Here is a 21,488-nt window from a genome sequence, read left to right as displayed (position 1 = left end):
TGTTGATCGCGAATTGTTGATCGTCGATTGTGAAATATGAAATGTTGATTGTGAATTGCAAAATGCGAAATATGAATCCAATCTCCATCGGGTTAAAACCCGACGCTACAATATGAATCGTTCCTCCGGAACTAAAAAATCTATATTTTTTATTCTATTTTCTTGATTCTTTACTCTTGATTCTATATCCTCTATTCTTGCTGATTTCGATTTGCTAAAGCCACTTTTACTGTTTGGTAATTTTTATTGACTTTTGTGATTACTTTTTCTCTAAACGAAAGTTCTAATTCACCATCGACCTGATTTAATAAATCGTTGGCATTGATTTTAATTTTCGCTTTCGGTTTAACCGAATTCTGTGCAACAACAGTTTTTTCAGCAGAATCTAACAACTGATCTACATTTTCTTTTTTAGAAGTTTCGACAATTGGATTCGCATTATTGATTGATTGTTTTTCTTGATTGTTTTTGTTGATGATTGAAGACTCCGCTATTTGATTTTTCTCATTTTTTATGGTTTTATTTAGGTTTTGTTTTAAAGTATCAGGTTTGTTTTTTATTTCTTTATCAGAAATTTGTGTCGCTGTTTTTTCTGAAACTACCATCTCTTCTTTAACAGAATTGGTTACATTTAAAATTGGTTTTTCAACCGAATCTTTCTTAGTATTTTCTTCTATTACAACGGTTCCTTGAGGAGTTTCAACAACACTTTTCTTCTGATTAAAAAAGAAAGTTCCAACTAGTAAAAACCCAACAATACTTGCTGCGATATAAAGCCATTTTCTACTCTTTTTAGGCTGCTTCTTTTCTTCGGCAACACTCAACATTGCGTCCAATCTGTCCCAGGCTTTATTGCTTGGTTCGATCTGACGTTCGTTTAGCTTTTCACGGAAATCCTTTTCAAAATTATTCGGTTCCATTATCTTGTTTTTTTAATATATTAATTTGTGTTTGCAGCATTTTTCGGGCGTGCGATAATTGCGATTTCGACGTTCCTTCATTAATTCCTAACATCTTTGCAATTTCATTGTGTTTATATCCTTCTATGGCGTATAAATTGAAAACCATTTTGTAACCATCCGGTAAAGCGTCTATTAAAAACTGAATCTGATCTGTCGAAAACTTGCTGTCAATTGCATTAAAACTTTCTTCGATATAAATTTCATCATCGGTAAACTTTACTTTTTTCTGAACTCTTAAATAAGAGATACATTCGTTGACCATAATTCTGCGAATCCAACCTTCAAAACTTCCTTTATTTTCAAATTTGTTTAAGTTGGTAAATACTTTCATGAAAGCCGTTATCATTACATCTTCTGCCAATTGAATGTCTTTTATATATTGTCGACAAACACTCAACATCTTTGGTGAAAACCGACTGTATATTTGTTGTTGCGCTTGCCGATTATTTTCGACAGCCAACTTTATAATTTCGGTTTCTTCTTGATGTAAATGAATAATTTTCATTAATAAGCTTTCGGTTTTTGGTTTTGCAATGGTCTTCTATTAGCATAGACGATTGTCGATTCGAAATGGTTGCATCGGGATTGAAAAAATTTTAAAAAATAAATTACAAATCCCTATTAGACGCGCCAAAACATTTGATTTACAAATAAGTAAATCAATTATCTAATTGAAAAATTTTCTAATTATCTAATTAAAAGAATTATTTTTTTCTTTCAATAACGTAGTTCACCATTAAAATAAGGGCATCTTTAAACTCAGAATCTTCAAAGTTTTGAAGTAACGAAAGTGCTTCCTGTTGAAATTCTACCATTTTATTTTCGGCGTAAGCCAAACCATTATTGTTTTTCACAAAGGCAATAACTTCTTTGACGCGTTTTTTGTCTTTATTGTGGTTTTTGATGGAGTTTATCAACCACTTTTTTTCTTGCGGAGTACAAGTATTTAAAACATGAATTAAAGGCAAAGTCATTTTTTGCTCCTTAATATCAATTCCTGTTGGTTTACCAATCGCTTCTTCGCTATAATCGAATAAATCATCTTTAATTTGAAAAGCCATTCCGATAAGCTCACCAAATTTGCGCATATTCTCAACCTGAGCATCATCTTCAATTACAGATTTTGCACCAAGCGCACAACAAGCAGCAATAAGTGTTGCAGTCTTTTTTCGGATGATTTCATAATATACTTCTTCGGTAATATCAAGTCTGCGGGCTTTTTCGATTTGAAGTAATTCTCCTTCGCTCATTTCACGAACTGCAACAGAAATGATTCGGAGTAAATCAAAATCGCCATTATCTATAGATAGCAACAAACCTTTTGACAATAAATAATCACCAACTAAAACAGCAATTTTATTTTTCCAAAGTGCATTTATAGAGAAAAATCCGCGACGGCGATTACTATCATCCACGACATCATCATGAACCAAAGTTGCGGTATGAATAAGCTCAATTACAGATGCACCACGATAAGTTCTCTCATTTACGATGCCTTCTGAAACCATTTTTGCAGTCAGAAAAACAAACATCGGACGCATTTGTTTCCCTTTTCTATTTACGATATAATAGGTAATTCGGTTCAGTAAAGCCACCTTTGAGGTCATCGATTCATGGAACTTTTTTTCAAAAAGTTCCATCTCGTTAAAAATGGGCTGTTTTATTTGAGAAGTAATATTCATTTCGATTCCAAATATACTATTTTAAATAAAAAAACGTTGTCTATTTTAAGTTAGTATAACAATAATTTAAGTATTAACTAAAAAATTCTACCAAGAACATTTTTCATAAAGCCTAATTTGAATTCATTATTTAAAAGTAAAACCATTTAAACTATTTACTATGAAAACAAAAGTTTTATTTATTGGAACATTAGTCGCTTTATCTTTTTTTATTAGTTGTAATTCTGATGAAAAAACAAATGACGGAACTACTACGGCAATTTCGAACAATGAAATTATTACGACTTCTAAAATTGATGCTTCAATTGAAGATGTAACTAATATTGCCGAAGATCAATTTAACGCACAACAAAATAATACTGCTAAACCCGGCGGTCCTGTAAAAAACTTTTTACCGAGTTGTGCTACTATTACAACAGTTTTAACCAATAATACGTGGACAAAAACAGTCGATTTTGGTGTTGAAGGATGCACTCTTGATAACGGAAATGTGGTTAAAGGAAAAATGGTTGTTTCATTTGCCAACGATTTTTCGGCCTCAACACAAACGATTAGTTATACTTTTGACGGTTTTTATCATAATGGCAAAAAACTTCAAGGAAGCAAAAGTATCGTTCGAACTATAAAAACAACCAATTTATTGGCAACAGCGCATCCGGTTTCTACTGCAACAGTTGATATGACCATTACTTTTGATGATGGAGGTGTTTATACCCGAAAAGGCTCTTTGGTAAAAGAAATGGTTGCTGGTTATGATACTTGGTTTAATTGGGAAGACAATGCTTTTTTGGTAACCGGAAGCGGATCGACTACTTTTCCTAACGGAGATACTTTTTCGGCAGAAATCACAACTCCTCTTGAATTTGACGCATCATGCAGAAAACCATTTGCAGTAAAAGGTGTTGTTTCCATTACCAAAAACGGAGCGACTGCGGTTCTTGATTATGGCGATGGAAATTGCGATACTCTTGCCAAAGTAACCAAAGGTGGCGTAACGGAAGAGATTGATTTGAAAAAATAAGAATCCTTTTTGCCCAAAAAAAGCATTAAGAACAAGAATAATTCTCGTTTTTAATGCTTTTTTTATGTAATGATGCGATCAGATGTTCCTATGGAACAAATTCACTTTGTCAATATTTTTTTTCTACCGATCAATTATTCCTAGCGGAATATTTTTTGATATTATGTTATAGACTAATCTAAATCAATTATTCCTGGCGGAATATTTCTCTACATATCGGCTTCTTTGTTTGCCAATTGTCCGCAAGCTGCATCGATATCTTTTCCGCGGCTGCGACGTACTTTTACGACAACTCCAATATTTTCTAAAGCTTTTATATACGCCAAAATAGATTCTTCGGAGGCTTGTTGAAATTCTCCATCGTCTATTGGGTTGTATTCGATTAGATTCACTTTACAAGGCACGTATTTACAAAATTTCACTAATGCATCGATTGAAGCTTTATCGTCGTTGATTCCTTTCCAAACTACATATTCGTATGAAATCTTATTTTTTGTTTTTCTGTACCAATATTCTAATGATTCTCTCAGATCTGCCAGTGGGAAATTTTTGCTGAAAGGCATAATTCGCGCACGAACTTCGTCAATTGCCGAGTGTAAAGAAACCGCCAATTTGAATTTTACATCATCATCAGCCATTTTTTTAATCATTTTAGGAATTCCGGACGTCGAAACCATAATACGCTTCGGAGACATTCCTAAACCTTCTGGTGACGTGATCATATCGATTGCTTTGATTACATTATTGTAATTCATCAAAGGTTCTCCCATTCCCATAAAAACAATATTCGAAAGCGGATGATTGTGATACAAACGGCTTTCTTTATCAATTGCGATAACCTGATCGTAGATTTCTCCAGGCTCCAGATTACGCATTCTTTTTAGACGCGAAGTTGCACAGAAATTACAATCTAAACTACAACCAACCTGACTGGAAACACAAGCTGTTGTTCTTGTTTCGGTTGGAATCAAAACTGATTCTACTACTAAACCATCATGTAACCGAACGGCGTTTTTTACAGTTCCGTCGCTGCTGCGTTGCATTGTATCAACCTTAATATGATTGATTACAAAATTATCTTCAAGCATAGAACGCGTTGCTTTGGCAACATTTGTCATATCCTCAAAACTATGTGCTCCTTTGCTCCATAACCATTCATAGACCTGATTTCCACGAAAAGCTTTGTCATTATTTGCGACAAAAAAATCACGTAACTGATCTTTTGATAAGGCTCTTATGTCTTTTTTCTCAATTTGCATGGCGCAAAGTTACTGATTTTTTCCTTAAAACTTCTGACGTTGTACTGAAGCTTAACACCTAATAAAGACTCCTTTTTTATTCTGCTAAATAATTCTTTTTACTTAGAACACATCTTTAGATCTCTTCAATAATTTTAACTATTTAATAAATTCTCAACAATGATTTTTATCATCTTCTGTATTATTTGTTCGTAATAAATTTGATCTAAGAAATAAAAGCAGACTATAAAATATAGTTTCTCTATTTCCAAAAACAACTAATACCATATCAAAATGAAAACAATTAAATCAATTTTATTGACAGTGATTTTTATAACATTGTCATTCCAGACAAATGCACAAAGAAACTACTCTATGGTAAAATCAACTTTTGAAGTTGCCGGAACTTCAAATGTACACGATTGGGTAATGAAATCTACAGAAGGAAATGGTAGCGCAAACTTAACCGTTACGGATTCTAAATTAATTGATATAAACAGCTTAACTATTACACTATTGGCCGAAAGCATAAAAAGCAGCAAAGGAAGCATGGATGATGTGGCTTATGAAACTTTGGACACGAAAACATACAAAAACATTAAATACGTTTTAAAATCTGCAAATAAAGTAAACGAAGCAACCTGGAATTTAACCGGAACTTATACCATTGCAGGAATTAGTCGAGAATACAAAACTTTGGTTAACGTAGCAGCCGGTAATGGAACTTTTATTTTAAAGGGATCTAATCAAATTACTTTTGCTGATTTTGGTATGTCTCCTCCAACTGCTGCACTTGGAGTTGTTAGAGCCGGAAAAGAATTAACTGTGATGTTCAATATTACTTTAAATGACTACGCTAAAAATGATAACGTGTTGGTTATTAAATAACAAATTACTAAGACTATTATTTTTAAATATTAAAGTCAATTCCCGGTAAAAAACTAAAAATTAATTCATCCGAAAAATAATTATTGATCGGAACAAAAAAACTAAAGTTTGGCATAAGAATTGTTTTTCTCTCAAAAGGAAAATAATCTTACAAAGCGCGCAATCATTTTAAAATTTGTATCTTTATTTTTCAGCTTTATAACCTTTAAATTTTTATAACCTAAAAAAAGATCATTCATTATGAAAAAACAAATTTTAAGCTTGGCTGTTGTTGCTTTACTAGCATTCGCTGTACAATCATGTGAAAAAAAAGAGCCAAAACCAGCAGAAGATGAACTAACTCTTGGAAACAAAGTTGATTCTCTAACAACAGATATTAAAGAGGTAAAAGACAGCGCTGTAACTAAAACAGAAGCTGCTGCGCAAGACGTAAAAGATGCCACTAAAAAAGCTGCTGACGATGTCGAAAATGCTGCTAAAAAAACAGCTACTGACGTAAAAGACGCAACAAAAAAAGGAGCTGAAAAAGTAGAAAATGCCGCGAAAGCTGCGAAAGACGGAACAGTAAAAACTGCCAAAGATGTTAATGACGCTTTGAAAAAATAATCTTTTCCAAATTCAAGATTGAAACCATTCCGCAAAACGGAATGGTTTTTTTATGCAAAAAAGTGAGTCAATATTTTTCGTATTTTTGTTTTCTAAATTTGAAGACACTACAACATGCATTTTATATCACAAGACTTAGAAGATTATATCCAGCAACATTCTGAAAACGAACCGGAATTACTAGCCAAACTTAACAAAGAAACTTACCAGAAAATCCTTTTGCCAAGAATGTTAAGCGGACATTTTCAAGGCCGCGTTTTGAGTATGTTATCTAAATTAATTCGTCCGGTTAATATTCTTGAAATTGGAACTTATACTGGTTATGCTGCTTTGTGTTTATGCGAAGGAATGCAGGAAAGTGGTCAATTACATACGATTGACATAAAAGAAGAACTAGTAGATTTTCAACGCAAATATTTTGATGCATCGCCTTGGGGAAAACAAATTTTCCAGCATTTAGGAGAAGCTGTCGATATTATTCCAACTCTGGATGTCAAATTTGATTTGGTTTTTATCGATGCCGACAAAGAAAATTATCTGAATTACTGGGAAATGATTGTTCCGAAAATGAATAAAGGCGGAATTATTTTATCTGATAATGTTTTATGGAGCGGTAAAATCCTAGAACCAGTTCATCCAAATGATGTGAGCACAAAAGTGCTTTTGGAATACAATTTACTTTTGAAAAATGATCCAAGAGTTGAGACCGTTTTATTACCAATTCGTGATGGCTTGACGGTTAGTAGGGTTCTTTAGGAAAAGGTTCTGAGATTCTGAGATACTAAGGCTCTAAGTTTTTTCTATAGATAATTACAAAAAAATTGATTTCAAAATGAATTCTTTAAACGAAATAAATTCCGAAGGCTTTGCAATTATAAATAATATTTATTCTGAAAATGAACTCGAAAAGCTGATTTCATTAATTGAGAATGTAACGGAGAATTCAAATGAAAATGCAACTTTTAGAAAATCTCAGGATTTATTTGCTATTAGACAATTTCACAAAGAAATTCCAGAAACATTGCCTCATATTTTCAATCAGAATTTAGAGAATATTATTGAATCTAATTTTGGAAAAAGGTATTTCATAACCAAATCTATTTATTTTGATAAGCCTGAAAAATCAAATTGGTTTGTTGCTTATCATCAGGATTTAACTATTTCTGTTGACAAAAAAGCTGAAATAGAAAACTTCGAAAATTGGACGATAAAACAAAATCAGTTTGCGGTTCAGCCTCCAAAAGAAATTCTGGAAAACAATTTCACAATCAGAATTCATATTGATAAAACTACAAAAGATAATGGCGCCTTAAAAGTCATTAACAACTCTCATTCGAAAGGGATTTTAAGAATTGAAAATCTCAATTTTGAAGAAGAAAAAGAAACAATCTGCGAAGTCGAAAAAGGAGGAATTATGATTATGAAACCGTTATTATTTCATGCTTCAAACAAAACTACCAATAACGAAAGAAGAAGAGTTATTCATATCGAATTTAGCAATCAACAACTTCCTGATGGATTAGAATGGAGCGAGAAGGTTTTCGAAAAAGGTTCTGAGGTTCTGAGATACTAAGTTTCTGAGCTTTGTTTAAATTAAAAAAGGCTTTAGCCAAAACATTGCGTTTTGCTAAAGCCTTTTATATTGAGTTGAATTTTTAATCCTCCAACTAAAGCAGGAGACAATTCAAAAACTGATATATTATTTGATCTTAAATTTTCTTTTGAAAACTAGAATCCTAGCCCAGATAGAAGCGACATCCTTTTGTTTTTTTCTTTAAAAAACAAAAGATATAGCGAATAGCTGGAAATAGCTCCTAAAAATTATCCAGGAAAATATTGTGGTTTTAATTTTCGATATACCAAATACAGTAAAAATCCGAAAAGTGCTCCAAAGAAATATCCTGTAAGAATGTCTCCCGGATAATGCAATCCTAAATAAATACGGCTATAAGCAAAAATTAATGGCCATAAAAACAAGAATCCTAAATATTTAAAATAACGTCTTAAAACTAAGAATAAAAACGTTGCAACTGCCATTGTATTTGCTGCATGCCCGGAGAAAAAACTATATGATGTTCTAACCTGAACAACACGAATAATCGTATTGATTTCGGGATTATTACACGGACGCAAACGTTGAAAGTTGTATTTGAATAAATTGGTAACCTGATCTGTAAAAGTCAGCAAAACAGCAATAAACAGTACAATAAACAAGGTTTGTTTCCCTCCTACTTTTTTATAAATAAGATAGAAAAGTAATAGAAAAAATGGCGTCCAATTTAACTGACTGGTAATAATAAGCCAAAGTTTATCGTATGTTTCAGAGCCTAGACCATTAAGATAAACAAGTAATTGAGTATCTAGTTCTTTTATTTTTTCAAGCATATTACATTTGGCGTTTTACAGGTCCTGAGATAGAATCGATATCTTCTTTTACTTTGTCAATTTCTGTTGCGGTTTCTCCCAACAAATTAGCTGAATCACCTAATAAATTAGCCTTAGCATCATTAATTTGAGCATTGATATTTCCAGTGATATCCGTTAGAGCTTTTGAATCAAGACCGTTGGCCTCTGCTCCTTTTTGGATTTCGCTTTTAATATCATTGGTTGCATTTTTCAATTGTGCCATTGCTTTTCCCATTGTACGGGCAATTTCCGGCACTTTGTCTGAACCAAAAAGCATTAGAACTATAAATAGTATGAAAACTAATTCTCCTCCTCCTATACCAAACATATCTTTTATTTTAGTGTGCCACAAAGATATTAAATTTTGTAGCTGACAGTTTTAAAATTTACTTAAAAAAAAAGACTCTTTTTCAGAGTCTTCTTCTTTTTATATTTAATCAAATTTTGACTTTTCTTCTACTTTTGGCCAAGAGTTATTGGTTACATCAATATCAGCGGTCATTAATTTTGGATCTATCTGAATGCTTTTTATCGCTTTTTCGGTTGCATAAACTTTTTTAGCGGTATCATTATTCTTTCTCCAGATTTGAGCCGGATATTGATAATTTTGTTTTGAACCATCTTCGTAAGTAATCTCAACAAGAATTGGCATAATCATTCCGCCTGGTTTATTGAATTCTACTTCGTAGAAATATTTAGGCGATTTTAATCCTGCTTTTTCTTCTGCTGTAAAAGTTTGATTTACATAATCAGACAATAATTTTACGTCATCTACTTTTAAAGCTGTCTTTTTTGAAGCATTTACTTCAGCATTATCGCCTGAAACTAAATACACAAAAGGTCCTTTATCAAATCCGAAACGTCCTTTTCTAACTTTTACATCTTTAATATCAGCAGTTGGAGTATCAGAAACATAATATTGTTTTACTTCTTTGATTCCGATATCTACGAAATCTGTTGAGTAAAACCATCCTCTGAAAAACCAATCTAAATCTACTGCAGAAGCATCTTCCATCGTTCTAAAGAAATCCTCTGGAGTTGGGTGTTTAAATTTCCATCTGTTTGCATATGTTTTAAAAGCATAATCAAACAATTCGCGTCCCATAACAACTTCTCTTAACATATTAAGACCAGTTGCAGGTTTTCCGTAAGCGTTATTTCCAAATTGAGCAATTGTTTCAGAGTTAGACATAATTGGCTCTAAAAACTTTTGATCTCCACTCATATAAGGAACAATATTTTTTGCAGGACCACGTCTTGACGGGAATGTAGGATCTAATTCCTGCTCTGCCATATATTCCATAAATGAATTTAAACCTTCATCCATCCAAGTCCATTGACGCTCGTCAGAGTTTACAATCATTGGGAAAAAGTTATGTCCAACTTCGTGAATCACAACACCAATCATTCCGTTTTTAACCTCTTTACTAGTCACTCCATTTTCATCAGGACGACCGTAATTCCAACAAATCATTGGATATTCCATTCCTTGATCTTCTGCAGAAACTGAAACCGCTTTTGGATAAGGATAATCAAATGTGTGTGATGAATAACTTTTTAAAGTATGTGCTACTGTCATTGTCGAAGTTTCTCCCCAAAGCGGATTTGCTTCTTTTGGATAAACAGATTCTGCCATTACAATTTTGCCACCTAATTTTACAGCCATTGCATCATAAATGAATTTTCTTGAAGATGCAATTCCAAAATCACGTACATTTTTAGCACTAAATTTCCAGGTTTTTTTCTTTTCAGAGAAACCTTTTTCAGTTACTTCAGCTTCAGCTTGCGTAACAATTACAACAGGTTTATCAAATGATTTTTGTGCTTGTTCGTAACGTTTTACTTGTTCAGCAGTAAAAACTTCTGCTCTATTTGTCAATTCTCCAGTTGCATCGATTACGTGATCTGCAGGAACTGTAATATTTACGTCAAAATTCCCAAAAGGCAAAGCAAACTCTCCGCTTCCCCAAAATTGCATATTTTGCCATCCTTCAACATCATTGTAAACTGCCATTCTTGGGTAAAACTGAGCAATTACATATATTTTATTTCCGTCTTTTTCAAATAATTCATAACCTGAACGTCCATTTCCAGTTTCTTTTCTATAGTTATTGATATTGTACCACCATTTTACCGAAAATGAGATTTTCTCACCTGCTTTTAGAGGAGTCGCCAAGTTAATACGCATCATAGTTTCATTGATCGTATAAGACATTGCATTTCCTTTTGCATCTTTTACATATTCAATATTAAAACCACGTTCTAAATCTTTTTTCAAATATTTATTTGAGAAACCATCTAATGGTAAAACCTGACTGATTTTTTCGCTTTCAGCTAAAGATGATTGTGTATTTACTTTTGCTTGATTCTGATCTAACTGAACCCATAGATACTCTAAAATATCCGGTGAATTGTTTGAATAAGTAATCGTTTCAGAACCACTTAACTTTGAATTCTTATCATCTAATTCAACATCAATTTTATAATCTGCCTGTTGTTGATAATATGCCGGTCCGGGAGATCCTGCTGCGGTACGAAACATATTTGGTGTTGCCAATAAATCATACATTTGGCTAAATTTGTTCGTATCATATTTGCCTTGTTGTTTAGGTGCAACAGTGGTAGTTTTTTCCTGAGCAATAAGTATTGCAGGAAAAAGCAATAATAATGAAAGTTTTTTCATAAATATTTATGGGTAATTTTGTCAGGGTGTGAAAATAACAATTAAAATAATAATTTTACCTATTATTTAATACTTTAACAATTCTTTCCTTGAAGATTCTGTAAAGAGAACACTTCGTTTCGTACCAAAAGCTGTAATATGTGTAATATTCTGCTGTTCAGCATTCCAATCTACTAAAATAGAATTTAAAATCTCAATTGTCTTAAATTTCTCCACATCCTTTATTCTGGAATAACAAACCAAAACATCATCTGATTCTACTTCTTTAGACAAAAAAGTAATAATTTTTGATTGTCCGTTTATTTTTATTGTGAAGTTTTCTGAAAGGTATTTTTTTAATAAATCAACATCGGCCTGAGTTTCTTTCTCAGTACCGATGTATGATTTTTTATGGTATTTTTTTTCGATTCCGTTATTCAGATCATCGACAAAAATACGGGAAGTAATTTGAATCATTTTTTTTTCGGCCGCATAATTGACCTGAAAAACACCCATATAAAATTTATGGAATGTAAAAGCTGAAAGCGATAAAAACAATAATCCTAAAAGAGGATAAATTAATCTATTTTTCGGCAACATTTGCTTTTTGAAATTCTTTGTTTTTATTAACCATAAAGTCCATTAATTCAAACTTTTCTTCTGGTTTTAAATGTCTTTTAGACTCTGGATCATTCGAACAATACATTAAGAATAAATCAATTTCATCGTTTTTTAATCCTAATGTTTTAGTAAAAAAATCTGTAGTAAAATTGGCTCTGGAATATTGCACAAAAGCCATATCATCAATAACTTCCGGTTTAACCTCGTCTTTGTTTTTCTTTAGAATCTTTTTTACATCTTTGAAAATTCGAACAAAATCCATTCCGTATTTAATGGTTTGATCAGAATACATTGCTGTGTTTTTTGCTGTCGATTGTTTATCATCTTCAAACTGCATATCAACATATTTCTGAGTATCTTTATCTAGGGATTTTACTTTTAAATCTTTGCGAACAACAACTTCTTTCAATTGATTATTGGCTAAATCTAATTGAATTAAAAAAAGTACATCTGAACAATCTTTTTCTGTCAGAACAACTTTTTTTGCCTGAAATGCCAAACCTGTAAACAATAAAGTATCTTTTGGTTTTGCCATAATATCAAACAATCCGCCTGAACCTATAAAAGTTCTAACGTTTGCATTAATATTCATCACATAACCGCTTTCTATCGCCAATCTTGTATTGACAACTTGTCCATGCAATGGCTTCCTTGAATTATTTTGTCCCAGCGCAATCTGGCAAAATAAGCACACAACGAGTATTCCTAGTCTATTTTTCATTTTCGAGAATTATTAAATATCTTCTTGCTAAATCTGTTATTAAAAACATACTCATTGTTTTGTTTTTAGTATTCAAAGATACAGCAAATTCGGCATCATCCACACAATATAATTGAAATCCTTTGATATCATCGGTCGGAATTTTCAATCTATCAGTGTAATAATTCTCTTCAAAAAGGTATTCCATTTTTCTAAAAAGCGCTTCCTTTTTCTCTACATTTACCTCTTTTTTCAACATTGTAGTTCGCCCAGACATCATATTCAACAACTTATCTACAGAAGTCGAAGTTGCAGTATATACTTTTCTTTCTGCCGGCGTATATTTTTTTTGCCCGTATGGAATTATACCTAAATTTTCTGCCGTGATATTGGCATTTTCATTTACGATAACTTCCTTCAATTCTACTTCTTTGGCAGTCATTTTAATCTTCAGCGAATTCAAATTCAAATCATCTGCAGTAATACGATAACGAAACACTTCTAAATTTACAGCAGAAAAAACCAAAACATCGCCTTCTTTCACAGCAATTGTAAACATTCCATTTACATCTGAAATAGTTGCCATTTGTGTTGTATTATTCACAACATTTACTCCTTCAACCGAAGTAGATTGTGCTAAAATCTGCCCAAGAATTTCCCTTGAAACTTTATTTTGTCCAAAACTAACCTGAACCAATGTTAGAAGAAAAACCAATATTATATTACTTATTTTCACTCGCTATTATTTCTTTGTATTTAACGGCCAATTCGCCTAGTAAAAACTCTGTCGAAGTTTTATTTTTAGAGTTCAAAATTACTGTGAATTTATCGTTTTCTACTGCATAATATTCAAAACCTTTTACGTATTCAAGCGGAATTTGTAATCTATTTACAAAATGATCAATGCTAAACATATGCTCCAAAAGTTTCATAAAAGCTTCTTTCTTTTCTACCGCTACTTCTTTTTTGAGCATTGCAGTTCTTCCTGAAAAGAAATTCAATAACGGATCTGCAGATATTGAACCTCCAGCCATCGAACCAGCATTTGCAGTTGGATTTAATGCCGTAGCTGTATGTAGTTTTCTTTCGGCTTCTGTATATTTTTTCTGTCCTTGCGGAATAATACCTAATGAAGTCGCATTAATTCCGTTATAATTTCTAATCACAACTTCCTGCAATTGATGCATTACCATATTCAATTTTACGGTAAAATTAAGGTCTGAGAAATTGTCCGCAATTAGCAAAACCTTATTTTCTTTGAATTGTATGGATGAAAAAACAAGCGTATCACCTTCTTTAGCCAAAATAGAAAAAGCCCCCGTTTCATCCGTAGTTGTCATCGCTTCAGTTTGAGCATTTATAACGTAAACTCCTTCCAAATCAGAGGTATTCGCAGCTATTTTTCCGTTAATAACACTACGATCCTGACTTTGAGACCAAGTAGTTTGTCCCAAAACAACCATTAAAATACATGCAACTTTATTGATCAAAATGCTAAAAAATTAGAATTATTCTTAAAGCTGTAAAAATATCTTAATGTATTCCAAATTTAGTATTAAGGACTTGGTAAAAATATGTTAATTAAACCCGTTTTACACTTTGTAAAAAGAGAGTTTTAATATCTTTAACAGAAACAAATCTGAGTTAATTTTTTATGAAAAGTATCATCATTGCCAGCACATCTACACTACACGGAGGCAGTTATTTAGACTATATTTTACCGGTATTAGCGTCGCATTTCAAAAATTGCAAAAGCCTTTTATTCATTCCATATGCCCGTCCAAGCGGAATTTCGCATGACGAATACACAAAAAAAGTAGCTGAAGCATTTTCTACTATAAATATTGCCGTAAAAGGAATTCATGAATTTGAAGATGCTGCAAACGCAATAAAAAATGCTGAAGGTATTTTTACCGGAGGAGGAAACACTTTTTTACTGGTTACGCAATTATACAAAAACAATGTTATGCAGGTTCTTGCAGAAACGGTAAAAAACGGAACCCCATATTTAGGAACAAGTGCAGGAAGCAATATTTGCGGCTTATCAATGCAAACCACGAATGATATGCCCATAATATATCCACCAAGCTTTCAGACTTTAGGATTAATTCCTTTCAATCTAAATCCACATTATTTAGATCCAGATACACAATCACAACATATGGGCGAAACGCGCGAAACAAGAATTAAAGAATTTCACGCTTTTAATTCAATTCCGGTTTTAGGATTAAGAGAAGGAAGCTGGCTTGAAGTTAAAGGAGACAAAATCACTCTTAAAGGAAATCTAAAAGCTCGTTTATTCAAGCAAAACGAAAATCCTGCAGAATTAGAAACAGAAAGCGATTTGAGTAATTTAAACTAAAAAGATTTTCTTAAACCATATAAGCTATGTAAGTTCATTTAAAAAAAAATGAATCAATACAAAAACTTGTGGAGCTATGAAAATTAAGGATGAATTTAACCGCAAAGAGCGCAAAGTTTTTTTGTTATAAATTATTACGCTCATTAAACGCAAAGTTCGCAAAGCTATATTGATAAAGCTTTGCGAACTTTGCGTTTATATAAAACCTTACGAATAAAAAAAACCTTGCGCTCTTTGCGGTTAAAATAATTAGTCAATACAAAATATTTATGTTTCTTCACAAGTTTCTATAGTGATCCTTAAAAAATGAGAAATTCCAATTTAGGCAAAAACTTATAATTACTTACATAACTTATATGGTTTAAAACAAAAAATCCCCAAACAATTTGTTTGAGGATTTTGAAGAGCGAAAGACGAGGCTCGAACTCGCGACAACCAGCTTGGAAGGCTGGAGCTCTACCAACTGAGCTACTTTCGCATTAACAGGGTGCAAATATAAATAATTAAATTTTTAAAACAAAATAAAAATCAAAAATTATTTACTTTTGATAAAAAAACCGAAACAATTAAGTTCCGGTTTTTTAGAGCGAAAGACGAGGCTCGAACTCGCGACAACCAGCTTGGAAGGCTGGAGCTCTACCAACTGAGCTACTTTCGCATTACCGTGGTGCAAATATAGAAAATAACTTAAGTTCAAAACAAGCTTTTTCGCAAAAAAATTCAATAAAAAACAACAATAATTTATAACTAATTTAAAATTAAAAAGTTATATATTTATTTATTTTACACAAATCATGAGTATCATTAAAGAAATACCGTCAAAAGAAACTTATATCGTTCGTCAACCTGTTTTAAGAAAAGGAAAATCTATCGAAAGTTGCATCTTTGAAGGTGATGATCTGGAAACAACAAAACATTTTGGTTTATTCGAAGATGAATCTTTAATAGGAATTATTTCACTATTTCAAAAAATCAATCCTATATTTGCCGAAAATAACCAAGCTCAGATTCGCGGAATGGCTATTTTAGAAAACCATCAGAAAAAAGGAATTGGAGAAACTTTAGTAAAACATTGCGAAAAATACTGCAATGCAAACAATGTCGATTTAATTTGGTTCAACGCAAGAACAGCCGCTGTTGGTTTTTATAAAAAAATGAATTACGAAACTCTGGGTGACGCATTTGACATTAAAGATGTAGGAGAACATTATTTAATGTCTAAAAAAATATGAAATGAGAAAACTTTACTTTTTATTAGTTATAAGCCTGTTTATTAGTTGTAAAAAAGATACTCCTAAACCCGCTCCTGTGGTCAAGAAAAAACCACCATTAATCATACTTACTGACGAAAGAAAAGTAGAAATAGATACTGCAACAATAAATGTATTCAAGAGCGAAACCTTAAAACAATTTTATGATGCTTCTGAACATAAAACCGTTTGGGGAAATCTTAAAAAGAGAACTTACGTTTTATCGCAATTAGAAAATTCAAACCTACTTGGTTTAGATCCTGAGGATTATAAAACTTCTAAGCTTAAAAAATTTGAAAGCAGAATCAGTTCGTTAAGCGACAAAGATCTGGCTACTTATGATATTTTATTGACGTACAACTTCGAAAAATACCTGAATCACTTATATAAAGGAAAACTGGATCCTAAAAAACTATATACTGATTGGGATTTAGAAGAAAAAACATTCGACGTAAATAGTGTTCTGATAAAGGCATTTAATAAAAATAAACTGGACAGTATTGTTGACAATATTCAGCCGAAATCAGAAACTTACAAGGAGTTATTAAAAGCTCTTGAAATTATTGACAAGTTTCCAAATGACGAAATTGGAACGATTGCTATCGACTCTTCGACAAAAAAAATCACTCTTAATGATACCAACAACGCTTTAGTCAATATCAAAAAGAGACTTTTATTTTGGGGAGATATGTCTGGAAAAGACACTCTGAATAGAATTTACAATAAAAAGACATTCGAATCAATCAAAAAATTCCAGGAAAGACATGGTTTAGCTGACGATGGAGTTATTGGCGCTGGAACGATTAAAGCTTTAAACTATTCGAAAGAAAAAAGAAGAGAACAAATTATTGCCAATCTGGAACGTTGGAGATGGTATACTACAGATTTTGCTGAGAATTATTTCATCATTAATATTCCTAATTACAGCCTGAATGTTGTTGAAGAAAAAGACACGACATTAGTTCGAAATATTGTAGTAGGAACGAGCAAAAGAAAAACGCCAATTATAACCTCAACACTAAAAACTGTTGTTTTTAACCCAACATGGACGGTTCCGCCAACTATATTAAAAGAAGATGTTGTGCCGGCAATGAAACGCAATAGAAATTATCTGGCGAATAAAAGCATAACTATATATGATACTACAGGAAAAGTTGTAGATCCAAGCGCCTGGAATGAAAACAAACCCGGTAATTACCGTTATGTACAAAGTCCAGGATATAACAATTCATTGGGAGTAATGAAAATTTTGTTTCCAAATCATCATAGCGTTTATTTGCACGATACAAATCATCGAAATTATTTTGGCCGAAACAATCGTTCTTTAAGTTCTGGTTGTGTTCGTATTGAAAATCCTTTAGAACTGGCAGAACATATATTAGATGATCCTGAAAAATGGAACAGAGAAAAAATCGATACGCTGATTGCTACCAAAAAAACAACAAGCATTAAGATTGTCAAAAAATATGCTTTATATCAATGGTATTGGACAGCTTGGAGCAAAAAAAATCAGCTCATTTTCAGAGCTGATATTTATAATTTAGATTCGGATTTGTATGCTAAATTAAGAAATTAGCCTTTCTTCCATCGCAAAACTTCTTGATGGATGGTAGATATACAAACACGATTTGTCTTTTATAACTTCGATTATCTCGTCTGTTAATTCCATTGGAATTGCCGGACAACCTTGGCTTCTGCCTAATCTTTTATTGTTTCTGATAAAAGATTCAGAAACATAATCGGCTCCATGCATAACTACTCCTCTTTCGCGGGCGTTATCATTTACACCATTTTCTAATCCGTCTAAACGAAGAGAAGCTCCGTGTTTTCCGCGATAAATTTCACCGGTTGCATAAAAACCTAAACTACTTTTAAAAGAGGAGTTTGAGTTTGAAAACGCTGATGCAAATTCTTCTCCGGTATTTCGTCCGTGAGCAACTAACGAATTGAACAAGATTGTGTTTGTCGTTAAATCAATTACCCAAAGGCGTTTTGAATTTGATGACAAACTAAAATCAATTAATGTCAAAATGTTTTTTTGAATAATCCCTCTTTCTTTCAACAGGTAAAAACCTTTTAAAGCTTCAGAAAAAGTCTTAAGTTCAGGCAGCTTAAAATTGTTAGTGTTCAAAGTATTATAAACACTTTCAATTTTTGCTTCAACAGTAAGTTTCTCAACTTTAGCATAATGCTTTACTGTTTCTTTTTTAATTTCGGATGTGTTATTTGAATCTTTACCAAAAGATAATAGCAAAAACACAAGAAGTGGATAAATTTTGTAAATCATTGAATTTCTTTAGGTTAAACAAAAGGTTTGGGTCTGGCAAAAGTATAAAAAAAATGTACCTATCAAAATATAAGCCTGTAAATCAGGGGCTTTTTGGTTAAACTTTAACAGAACTAAGGCAAAAAATTAGCATTTGGAGCAAAAAACTTTTTTATTTGTAAGATATTTACTTATCATAAAAATCTTAGCGTTTTGATCCCTTTTCTTAAAGAAAACTTAATCAAAAGCCATTTATTATAATTATAACTGTAACAATTCGAGAAAAACGTTGTCTATTAATTCAACACCTATTTACAGAATCGTTTATTTTGAACATGACATGAAAAAAGCACTTTTTCTTATTCTTCTTTTATCTACTTTCTCAGGCTATAGTCAGAAAAAAGTTTTGCAAACCCAATCGACTTCGCAAAGCATTACTATTGACGGGAAACTAGATGAATCAGCATGGAAAGATGCTTCGATTGCAACTGATTTTGTAATGTATGATCCTGATAATGGCAAACCGATTCCGGAAGCGAGAAGAACTGACGTTAAAGTTTTATATAATAATGACGCCATTTATATTGGTGCAATGATGTATGATGATGAACCTGCTAAGATTCTAAAAGAAATTTCGCAGCGTGATAACTTTGGAACTGCCGATATTTTTGGCGTTTTTATTAATGGCTTTAATGATGGTCAGCAAAATTTTGAGTTTTTCGTTTCAGCTGCAGATGTGCAAGGCGATTGCATTATGACAGATGCAAATGGCGAGGATTATTCCTGGGACGCGGTTTGGATCAGCAAAGCAAAAATAGCCGACAATGGCTGGATTGTAGAAATTAAACTTCCGTATGCGGCATTGAGATTTTCGGGAGAAAACAAACAAACGTGGGGAATAAATTTTTTCAGAGAAATAAAACGAGAACGTAAAAAATATACGTGGAATTTAATCAATACTAAAATCGGAACTTTTACGCAGCAAAATGGTGATCTGGCAGGAATTGAAAACATCAAACCTCCTACCCGATTATTTTTCCTTCCGTACGCTTCTTATTATCTAAATGCTGCTGATGATCAAAAAACGTATGGCACGGTAAAAGGCGGAATGGATATTAAATACGGAATTAGCGATGCTTTTACGCTTGACGCAATTTTAATTCCTGATTTTGGACAGGCAAAATACGACGATCAAATCCTGAATCTTGGTCCATTTGAACAGCAATTCAACGAAAATAGAGCCTTTTTTACCGAAGGAACAGATTTGTTTAATAAAGGGAATATGTTTTATTCGAGAAGAATTGGTGGAAAACCGTCTGTTGATCCTGATTTAAACAAGAATGAGGAAATAATCGATAATGTACAAAACGTCAATCTAATTAACGCTTTGAAAGTTTCAGGAAGAACAAAAAACGGATTAGGAATTGGAATCTTAAATGCTGTTACCGAGAGAACTTTTGCTACTATAAAAGATACGATAACAGGCGAAACAAGACGCGTAGTTGTAGAACCTTTGACGAATTATAATGTATTGGTTTTAGATCAGCGTTTTAGAAAAAATTCTTCAGTAACATTTATTAATACGAATGTTACTCGAGATGGGCATTTTAGAGATGCAAACCTAACCGGATTAGTTTGGGATTTAAATACTAAAGCCAATACTTATAATTTATCCGGTAACGTCAAATACAGTTTTATCAATGCTGACGAAAATAAAAATGGGCTTTTTTCAACTGTAAGTTTTGCAGAAACAAGCGGTAAATATCGCTACAGCGTAGGAACTGATTTTGTGACTAAAGATTTTGATCCAAATGATTTGGGAATTAACTTTTACACCAATTATTACAACTTTTATGGCAATGCAAATTATAGAATCCTAAACCCGACTAAACTTTTTAATAAGTTTAAAGTGGACTATGATATGTATGTCGAGTTCAATAAAGAATCCGGAAAAGTTCAAGACAATAAAATAAGTTCAGAAGTAAATGTTACATCGGTAAATAATAATTATTATGGTTTTGGAGTTACTCTTTTTCCGCTGGAATCTTATGATTATTACGAACCCAGAGCAGAAAACAGGTACGTTATTATTCCTAGGAAAATTGAAGCGTGGGCAAGTGTATCGACGAATTACAACAAGAAATTTGCCATTGATTTAAATCCATCTATTGCTATTGCGGATGAATCTGGACGAATTGCTTACGGAGCTGATATTGGCCCGAGATATCGATTTAACGACAAACTGTTACTAACTTATACTTTTAGTTTTTTAAAACGTAACAACAACAAAGGTTATATTGATAGTTATGACGATGATAACAATGAAAACACTCCTAAAATTATCGTTTTTGCAAACCGAAATGTAATTACTTATGCGAATACTCTTGGCGGAAAATATGCTTTAAACAGCGCCATGACACTCAATCTGGCGGTTCGTCATTATTGGTCATCGGCTGAAAATAAAAACATTTTAGAACTTGAGCCAGACGGAACTCTCGCGCCTTATCCTCAATATACAGAAAATAAAAACTCAAGCTTTTATTCCTGGAATACTGATTTATCGTATTCGTGGTGGTTTGCGCCGGGAAGTCAGCTTTCGGTTTTATACCGAAATAATGCTTCAAATTTTGAACGTATTATTGACAAAAATTTCAAGAATAATGTAACCGGTTTACTGAACAATGACGCTCTAAAACACATTTTTTCGGTTAGTGTAAAATATTTTATTGACTATAATGCTGTCAAAAATAAGATTAGAAACAAAGTCTAGTCTGAATTAATTTTAAAATTTTCAGGGTTCTTCAACCAAATTATTATTTTTTAA

General features: G+C 32.4%; 21 protein-coding genes and 2 tRNA genes. 9 read left to right on the top strand and 14 right to left on the bottom strand.

All coding sequences use genetic code 11. From position 1 onward, the window contains the following. Positions 1-191: 191 nt before the first annotated feature. The 3 genes from WN975_RS23765 to WN975_RS23755 form a co-directional block, all read right to left on the bottom strand. Complete coding sequence (locus WN975_RS23765; RefSeq protein WP_337968633.1) at positions 192-920, bottom strand: hypothetical protein; 729 nt, start codon at positions 918-920, stop codon at positions 192-194. Next, the gene (locus tag WN975_RS23760) at positions 907-1,467 is read right to left on the bottom strand and encodes an RNA polymerase sigma factor (protein ID WP_337968632.1); all 561 of its coding nucleotides are present in this window, start codon (positions 1,465-1,467) and stop codon (positions 907-909) included. The genes WN975_RS23765 and WN975_RS23760 overlap by 14 nt, the downstream gene beginning before the upstream one ends. A gap of 199 nt (positions 1,468-1,666) precedes the next feature. Next, complete coding sequence (locus WN975_RS23755) at positions 1,667-2,644, bottom strand: polyprenyl synthetase family protein (RefSeq protein WP_099710887.1); 978 nt, start codon at positions 2,642-2,644, stop codon at positions 1,667-1,669. Positions 2,645-2,804: 160 nt separating this feature from the next. Here WN975_RS23755 and WN975_RS23750 point away from each other — a divergent pair, with 160 nt between their 5' ends. Further along, positions 2,805-3,665, top strand: coding sequence for a hypothetical protein (locus tag WN975_RS23750; protein ID WP_337968631.1), 861 nt, complete (start codon positions 2,805-2,807; stop codon positions 3,663-3,665). A gap of 209 nt (positions 3,666-3,874) precedes the next feature. Here WN975_RS23750 and rlmN read toward each other — a convergent pair whose 3' ends face one another. Continuing rightward, on the bottom strand, positions 3,875-4,924 hold the full coding sequence (rlmN, locus tag WN975_RS23745; protein ID WP_337968630.1) for a 23S rRNA (adenine(2503)-C(2))-methyltransferase RlmN: 1,050 nt from the start codon (positions 4,922-4,924) through the stop codon (positions 3,875-3,877). A gap of 273 nt (positions 4,925-5,197) precedes the next feature. On the opposite strand from rlmN, the gene WN975_RS23740 reads away from it, so the two are divergent. The 4 genes from WN975_RS23740 (at position 5,198) to WN975_RS23725 (ending at position 7,970) form a co-directional block, all read left to right on the top strand. Continuing rightward, positions 5,198-5,791 carry a YceI family protein gene (locus WN975_RS23740; protein WP_337968629.1) on the top strand — a complete coding sequence of 198 codons (594 nt, stop codon included), beginning with the start codon at positions 5,198-5,200 and terminating at the stop codon, positions 5,789-5,791. Positions 5,792-6,031: 240 nt separating this feature from the next. After that, entirely contained in the window at positions 6,032-6,397 is a 366-nt protein-coding gene (locus WN975_RS23735; RefSeq protein ID WP_099710883.1) for a hypothetical protein, read from the top strand. Positions 6,398-6,511: 114 nt separating this feature from the next. Continuing rightward, positions 6,512-7,153, top strand: a complete 642-nt coding sequence (locus WN975_RS23730; RefSeq protein ID WP_337968628.1) for an O-methyltransferase — start codon at positions 6,512-6,514, stop codon at positions 7,151-7,153. A gap of 76 nt (positions 7,154-7,229) precedes the next feature. Then, complete coding sequence (locus WN975_RS23725; protein WP_337968627.1) at positions 7,230-7,970, top strand: phytanoyl-CoA dioxygenase family protein; 741 nt, start codon at positions 7,230-7,232, stop codon at positions 7,968-7,970. A gap of 248 nt (positions 7,971-8,218) precedes the next feature. On the opposite strand, the gene WN975_RS23720 is transcribed toward WN975_RS23725, so the two are convergent. The 7 genes from WN975_RS23720 to WN975_RS23690 form a co-directional block, all read right to left on the bottom strand. Then, positions 8,219-8,782: a phosphatase PAP2 family protein gene (locus tag WN975_RS23720; RefSeq protein WP_337968626.1), complete on the bottom strand. Its 564-nt coding sequence runs from the start codon at positions 8,780-8,782 to the stop codon at positions 8,219-8,221. Between the two features lies 1 nt (position 8,783). Beyond that, a complete protein-coding gene (locus tag WN975_RS23715) occupies positions 8,784-9,131 on the bottom strand; it encodes a twin-arginine translocase TatA/TatE family subunit (protein WP_337968625.1) in 348 nt (115 codons plus the stop codon). 105 nt (positions 9,132-9,236) lie between these two features. Next, on the bottom strand, positions 9,237-11,486 hold the full coding sequence (locus tag WN975_RS23710; protein WP_337968624.1) for a M1 family metallopeptidase: 2,250 nt from the start codon (positions 11,484-11,486) through the stop codon (positions 9,237-9,239). A 66-nt stretch (positions 11,487-11,552) separates the two neighbouring features. Next, positions 11,553-12,065, bottom strand: a complete 513-nt coding sequence (locus tag WN975_RS23705; protein ID WP_337968623.1) for a hypothetical protein — start codon at positions 12,063-12,065, stop codon at positions 11,553-11,555. Further along, positions 12,049-12,807 (bottom strand): hypothetical protein, encoded by a 759-nt coding sequence (locus WN975_RS23700; protein ID WP_337968622.1) that lies wholly within the window; start codon positions 12,805-12,807, stop codon positions 12,049-12,051. Before WN975_RS23700 ends, WN975_RS23705 begins: the two co-directional genes overlap by 17 nt. Continuing rightward, the gene (locus WN975_RS23695; protein ID WP_337968621.1) at positions 12,797-13,522 is read right to left on the bottom strand and encodes a carboxypeptidase-like regulatory domain-containing protein; all 726 of its coding nucleotides are present in this window, start codon (positions 13,520-13,522) and stop codon (positions 12,797-12,799) included. Before WN975_RS23695 ends, WN975_RS23700 begins: the two co-directional genes overlap by 11 nt. Further along, positions 13,509-14,276: a carboxypeptidase-like regulatory domain-containing protein gene (locus WN975_RS23690; RefSeq protein ID WP_337968620.1), complete on the bottom strand. Its 768-nt coding sequence runs from the start codon at positions 14,274-14,276 to the stop codon at positions 13,509-13,511. The genes WN975_RS23695 and WN975_RS23690 overlap by 14 nt, the downstream gene beginning before the upstream one ends. 164 nt (positions 14,277-14,440) lie before the next feature. Between WN975_RS23690 and pepE the strand changes: the two genes are divergently transcribed. Next, a complete protein-coding gene (pepE, locus tag WN975_RS23685; RefSeq protein ID WP_337968619.1) occupies positions 14,441-15,148 on the top strand; it encodes a dipeptidase PepE in 708 nt (235 codons plus the stop codon). A gap of 405 nt (positions 15,149-15,553) precedes the next feature. On the opposite strand, the gene WN975_RS23680 is transcribed toward pepE, so the two are convergent. Next, positions 15,554-15,626: transfer RNA gene (locus tag WN975_RS23680), tRNA-Gly, on the bottom strand. A gap of 107 nt (positions 15,627-15,733) precedes the next feature. Then, a tRNA-Gly gene (locus tag WN975_RS23675) sits at positions 15,734-15,806 on the bottom strand. 136 nt (positions 15,807-15,942) lie between these two features. Here WN975_RS23675 and WN975_RS23670 point away from each other — a divergent pair. Continuing rightward, positions 15,943-16,380 (top strand): GNAT family N-acetyltransferase, encoded by a 438-nt coding sequence (locus tag WN975_RS23670; protein ID WP_337968618.1) that lies wholly within the window; start codon positions 15,943-15,945, stop codon positions 16,378-16,380. Between the two features lies 1 nt (position 16,381). Next, entirely contained in the window at positions 16,382-17,974 is a 1,593-nt protein-coding gene (locus WN975_RS23665) for a L,D-transpeptidase family protein (RefSeq protein ID WP_337968617.1), read from the top strand. On the opposite strand, the gene WN975_RS23660 is transcribed toward WN975_RS23665, so the two are convergent. Next, on the bottom strand, positions 17,963-18,685 hold the full coding sequence (locus WN975_RS23660; protein ID WP_337968616.1) for a murein L,D-transpeptidase catalytic domain family protein: 723 nt from the start codon (positions 18,683-18,685) through the stop codon (positions 17,963-17,965). The genes WN975_RS23665 and WN975_RS23660 overlap by 12 nt on opposite strands. Before the next feature lie 319 nt (positions 18,686-19,004). Between WN975_RS23660 and WN975_RS23655 the strand changes: the two genes are divergently transcribed. Further along, on the top strand, positions 19,005-21,434 hold the full coding sequence (locus WN975_RS23655; protein WP_337968615.1) for a DUF5916 domain-containing protein: 2,430 nt from the start codon (positions 19,005-19,007) through the stop codon (positions 21,432-21,434). Positions 21,435-21,488 lie beyond the last annotated feature (54 nt).

This window comes from uncultured Flavobacterium sp., assembly GCF_951805225.1.
In the GTDB taxonomy this organism is placed as follows: Bacteria; Bacteroidota; Bacteroidia; order Flavobacteriales; family Flavobacteriaceae; genus Flavobacterium.
Note: the sequence above shows the minus strand (reverse complement) of the source record. Positions and strands in the feature narration are given on the sequence as shown.

Coding starts and splice junctions, on each gene's coding strand:
- WN975_RS23765 (WP_337968633.1), bottom strand. CDS start 920: ATGGAACCGAATAATTTTGAAAAGGATTTCCGTGAAAAGCTAAACGAA.
- WN975_RS23760 (WP_337968632.1), bottom strand. CDS start 1,467: ATGAAAATTATTCATTTACATCAAGAAGAAACCGAAATTATAAAGTTG.
- WN975_RS23755 (WP_099710887.1), bottom strand. CDS start 2,644: ATGAATATTACTTCTCAAATAAAACAGCCCATTTTTAACGAGATGGAA.
- WN975_RS23750 (WP_337968631.1), top strand. CDS start 2,805: ATGAAAACAAAAGTTTTATTTATTGGAACATTAGTCGCTTTATCTTTT.
- rlmN (WP_337968630.1), bottom strand. CDS start 4,924: ATGCAAATTGAGAAAAAAGACATAAGAGCCTTATCAAAAGATCAGTTA.
- WN975_RS23740 (WP_337968629.1), top strand. CDS start 5,198: ATGAAAACAATTAAATCAATTTTATTGACAGTGATTTTTATAACATTG.
- WN975_RS23735 (WP_099710883.1), top strand. CDS start 6,032: ATGAAAAAACAAATTTTAAGCTTGGCTGTTGTTGCTTTACTAGCATTC.
- WN975_RS23730 (WP_337968628.1), top strand. CDS start 6,512: ATGCATTTTATATCACAAGACTTAGAAGATTATATCCAGCAACATTCT.
- WN975_RS23725 (WP_337968627.1), top strand. CDS start 7,230: ATGAATTCTTTAAACGAAATAAATTCCGAAGGCTTTGCAATTATAAAT.
- WN975_RS23720 (WP_337968626.1), bottom strand. CDS start 8,782: ATGCTTGAAAAAATAAAAGAACTAGATACTCAATTACTTGTTTATCTT.
- WN975_RS23715 (WP_337968625.1), bottom strand. CDS start 9,131: ATGTTTGGTATAGGAGGAGGAGAATTAGTTTTCATACTATTTATAGTT.
- WN975_RS23710 (WP_337968624.1), bottom strand. CDS start 11,486: ATGAAAAAACTTTCATTATTATTGCTTTTTCCTGCAATACTTATTGCT.
- WN975_RS23705 (WP_337968623.1), bottom strand. CDS start 12,065: ATGTTGCCGAAAAATAGATTAATTTATCCTCTTTTAGGATTATTGTTT.
- WN975_RS23700 (WP_337968622.1), bottom strand. CDS start 12,807: ATGAAAAATAGACTAGGAATACTCGTTGTGTGCTTATTTTGCCAGATT.
- pepE (WP_337968619.1), top strand. CDS start 14,441: ATGAAAAGTATCATCATTGCCAGCACATCTACACTACACGGAGGCAGT.
- WN975_RS23670 (WP_337968618.1), top strand. CDS start 15,943: ATGAGTATCATTAAAGAAATACCGTCAAAAGAAACTTATATCGTTCGT.
- WN975_RS23665 (WP_337968617.1), top strand. CDS start 16,382: ATGAGAAAACTTTACTTTTTATTAGTTATAAGCCTGTTTATTAGTTGT.
- WN975_RS23660 (WP_337968616.1), bottom strand. CDS start 18,685: ATGATTTACAAAATTTATCCACTTCTTGTGTTTTTGCTATTATCTTTT.
- WN975_RS23655 (WP_337968615.1), top strand. CDS start 19,005: ATGAAAAAAGCACTTTTTCTTATTCTTCTTTTATCTACTTTCTCAGGC.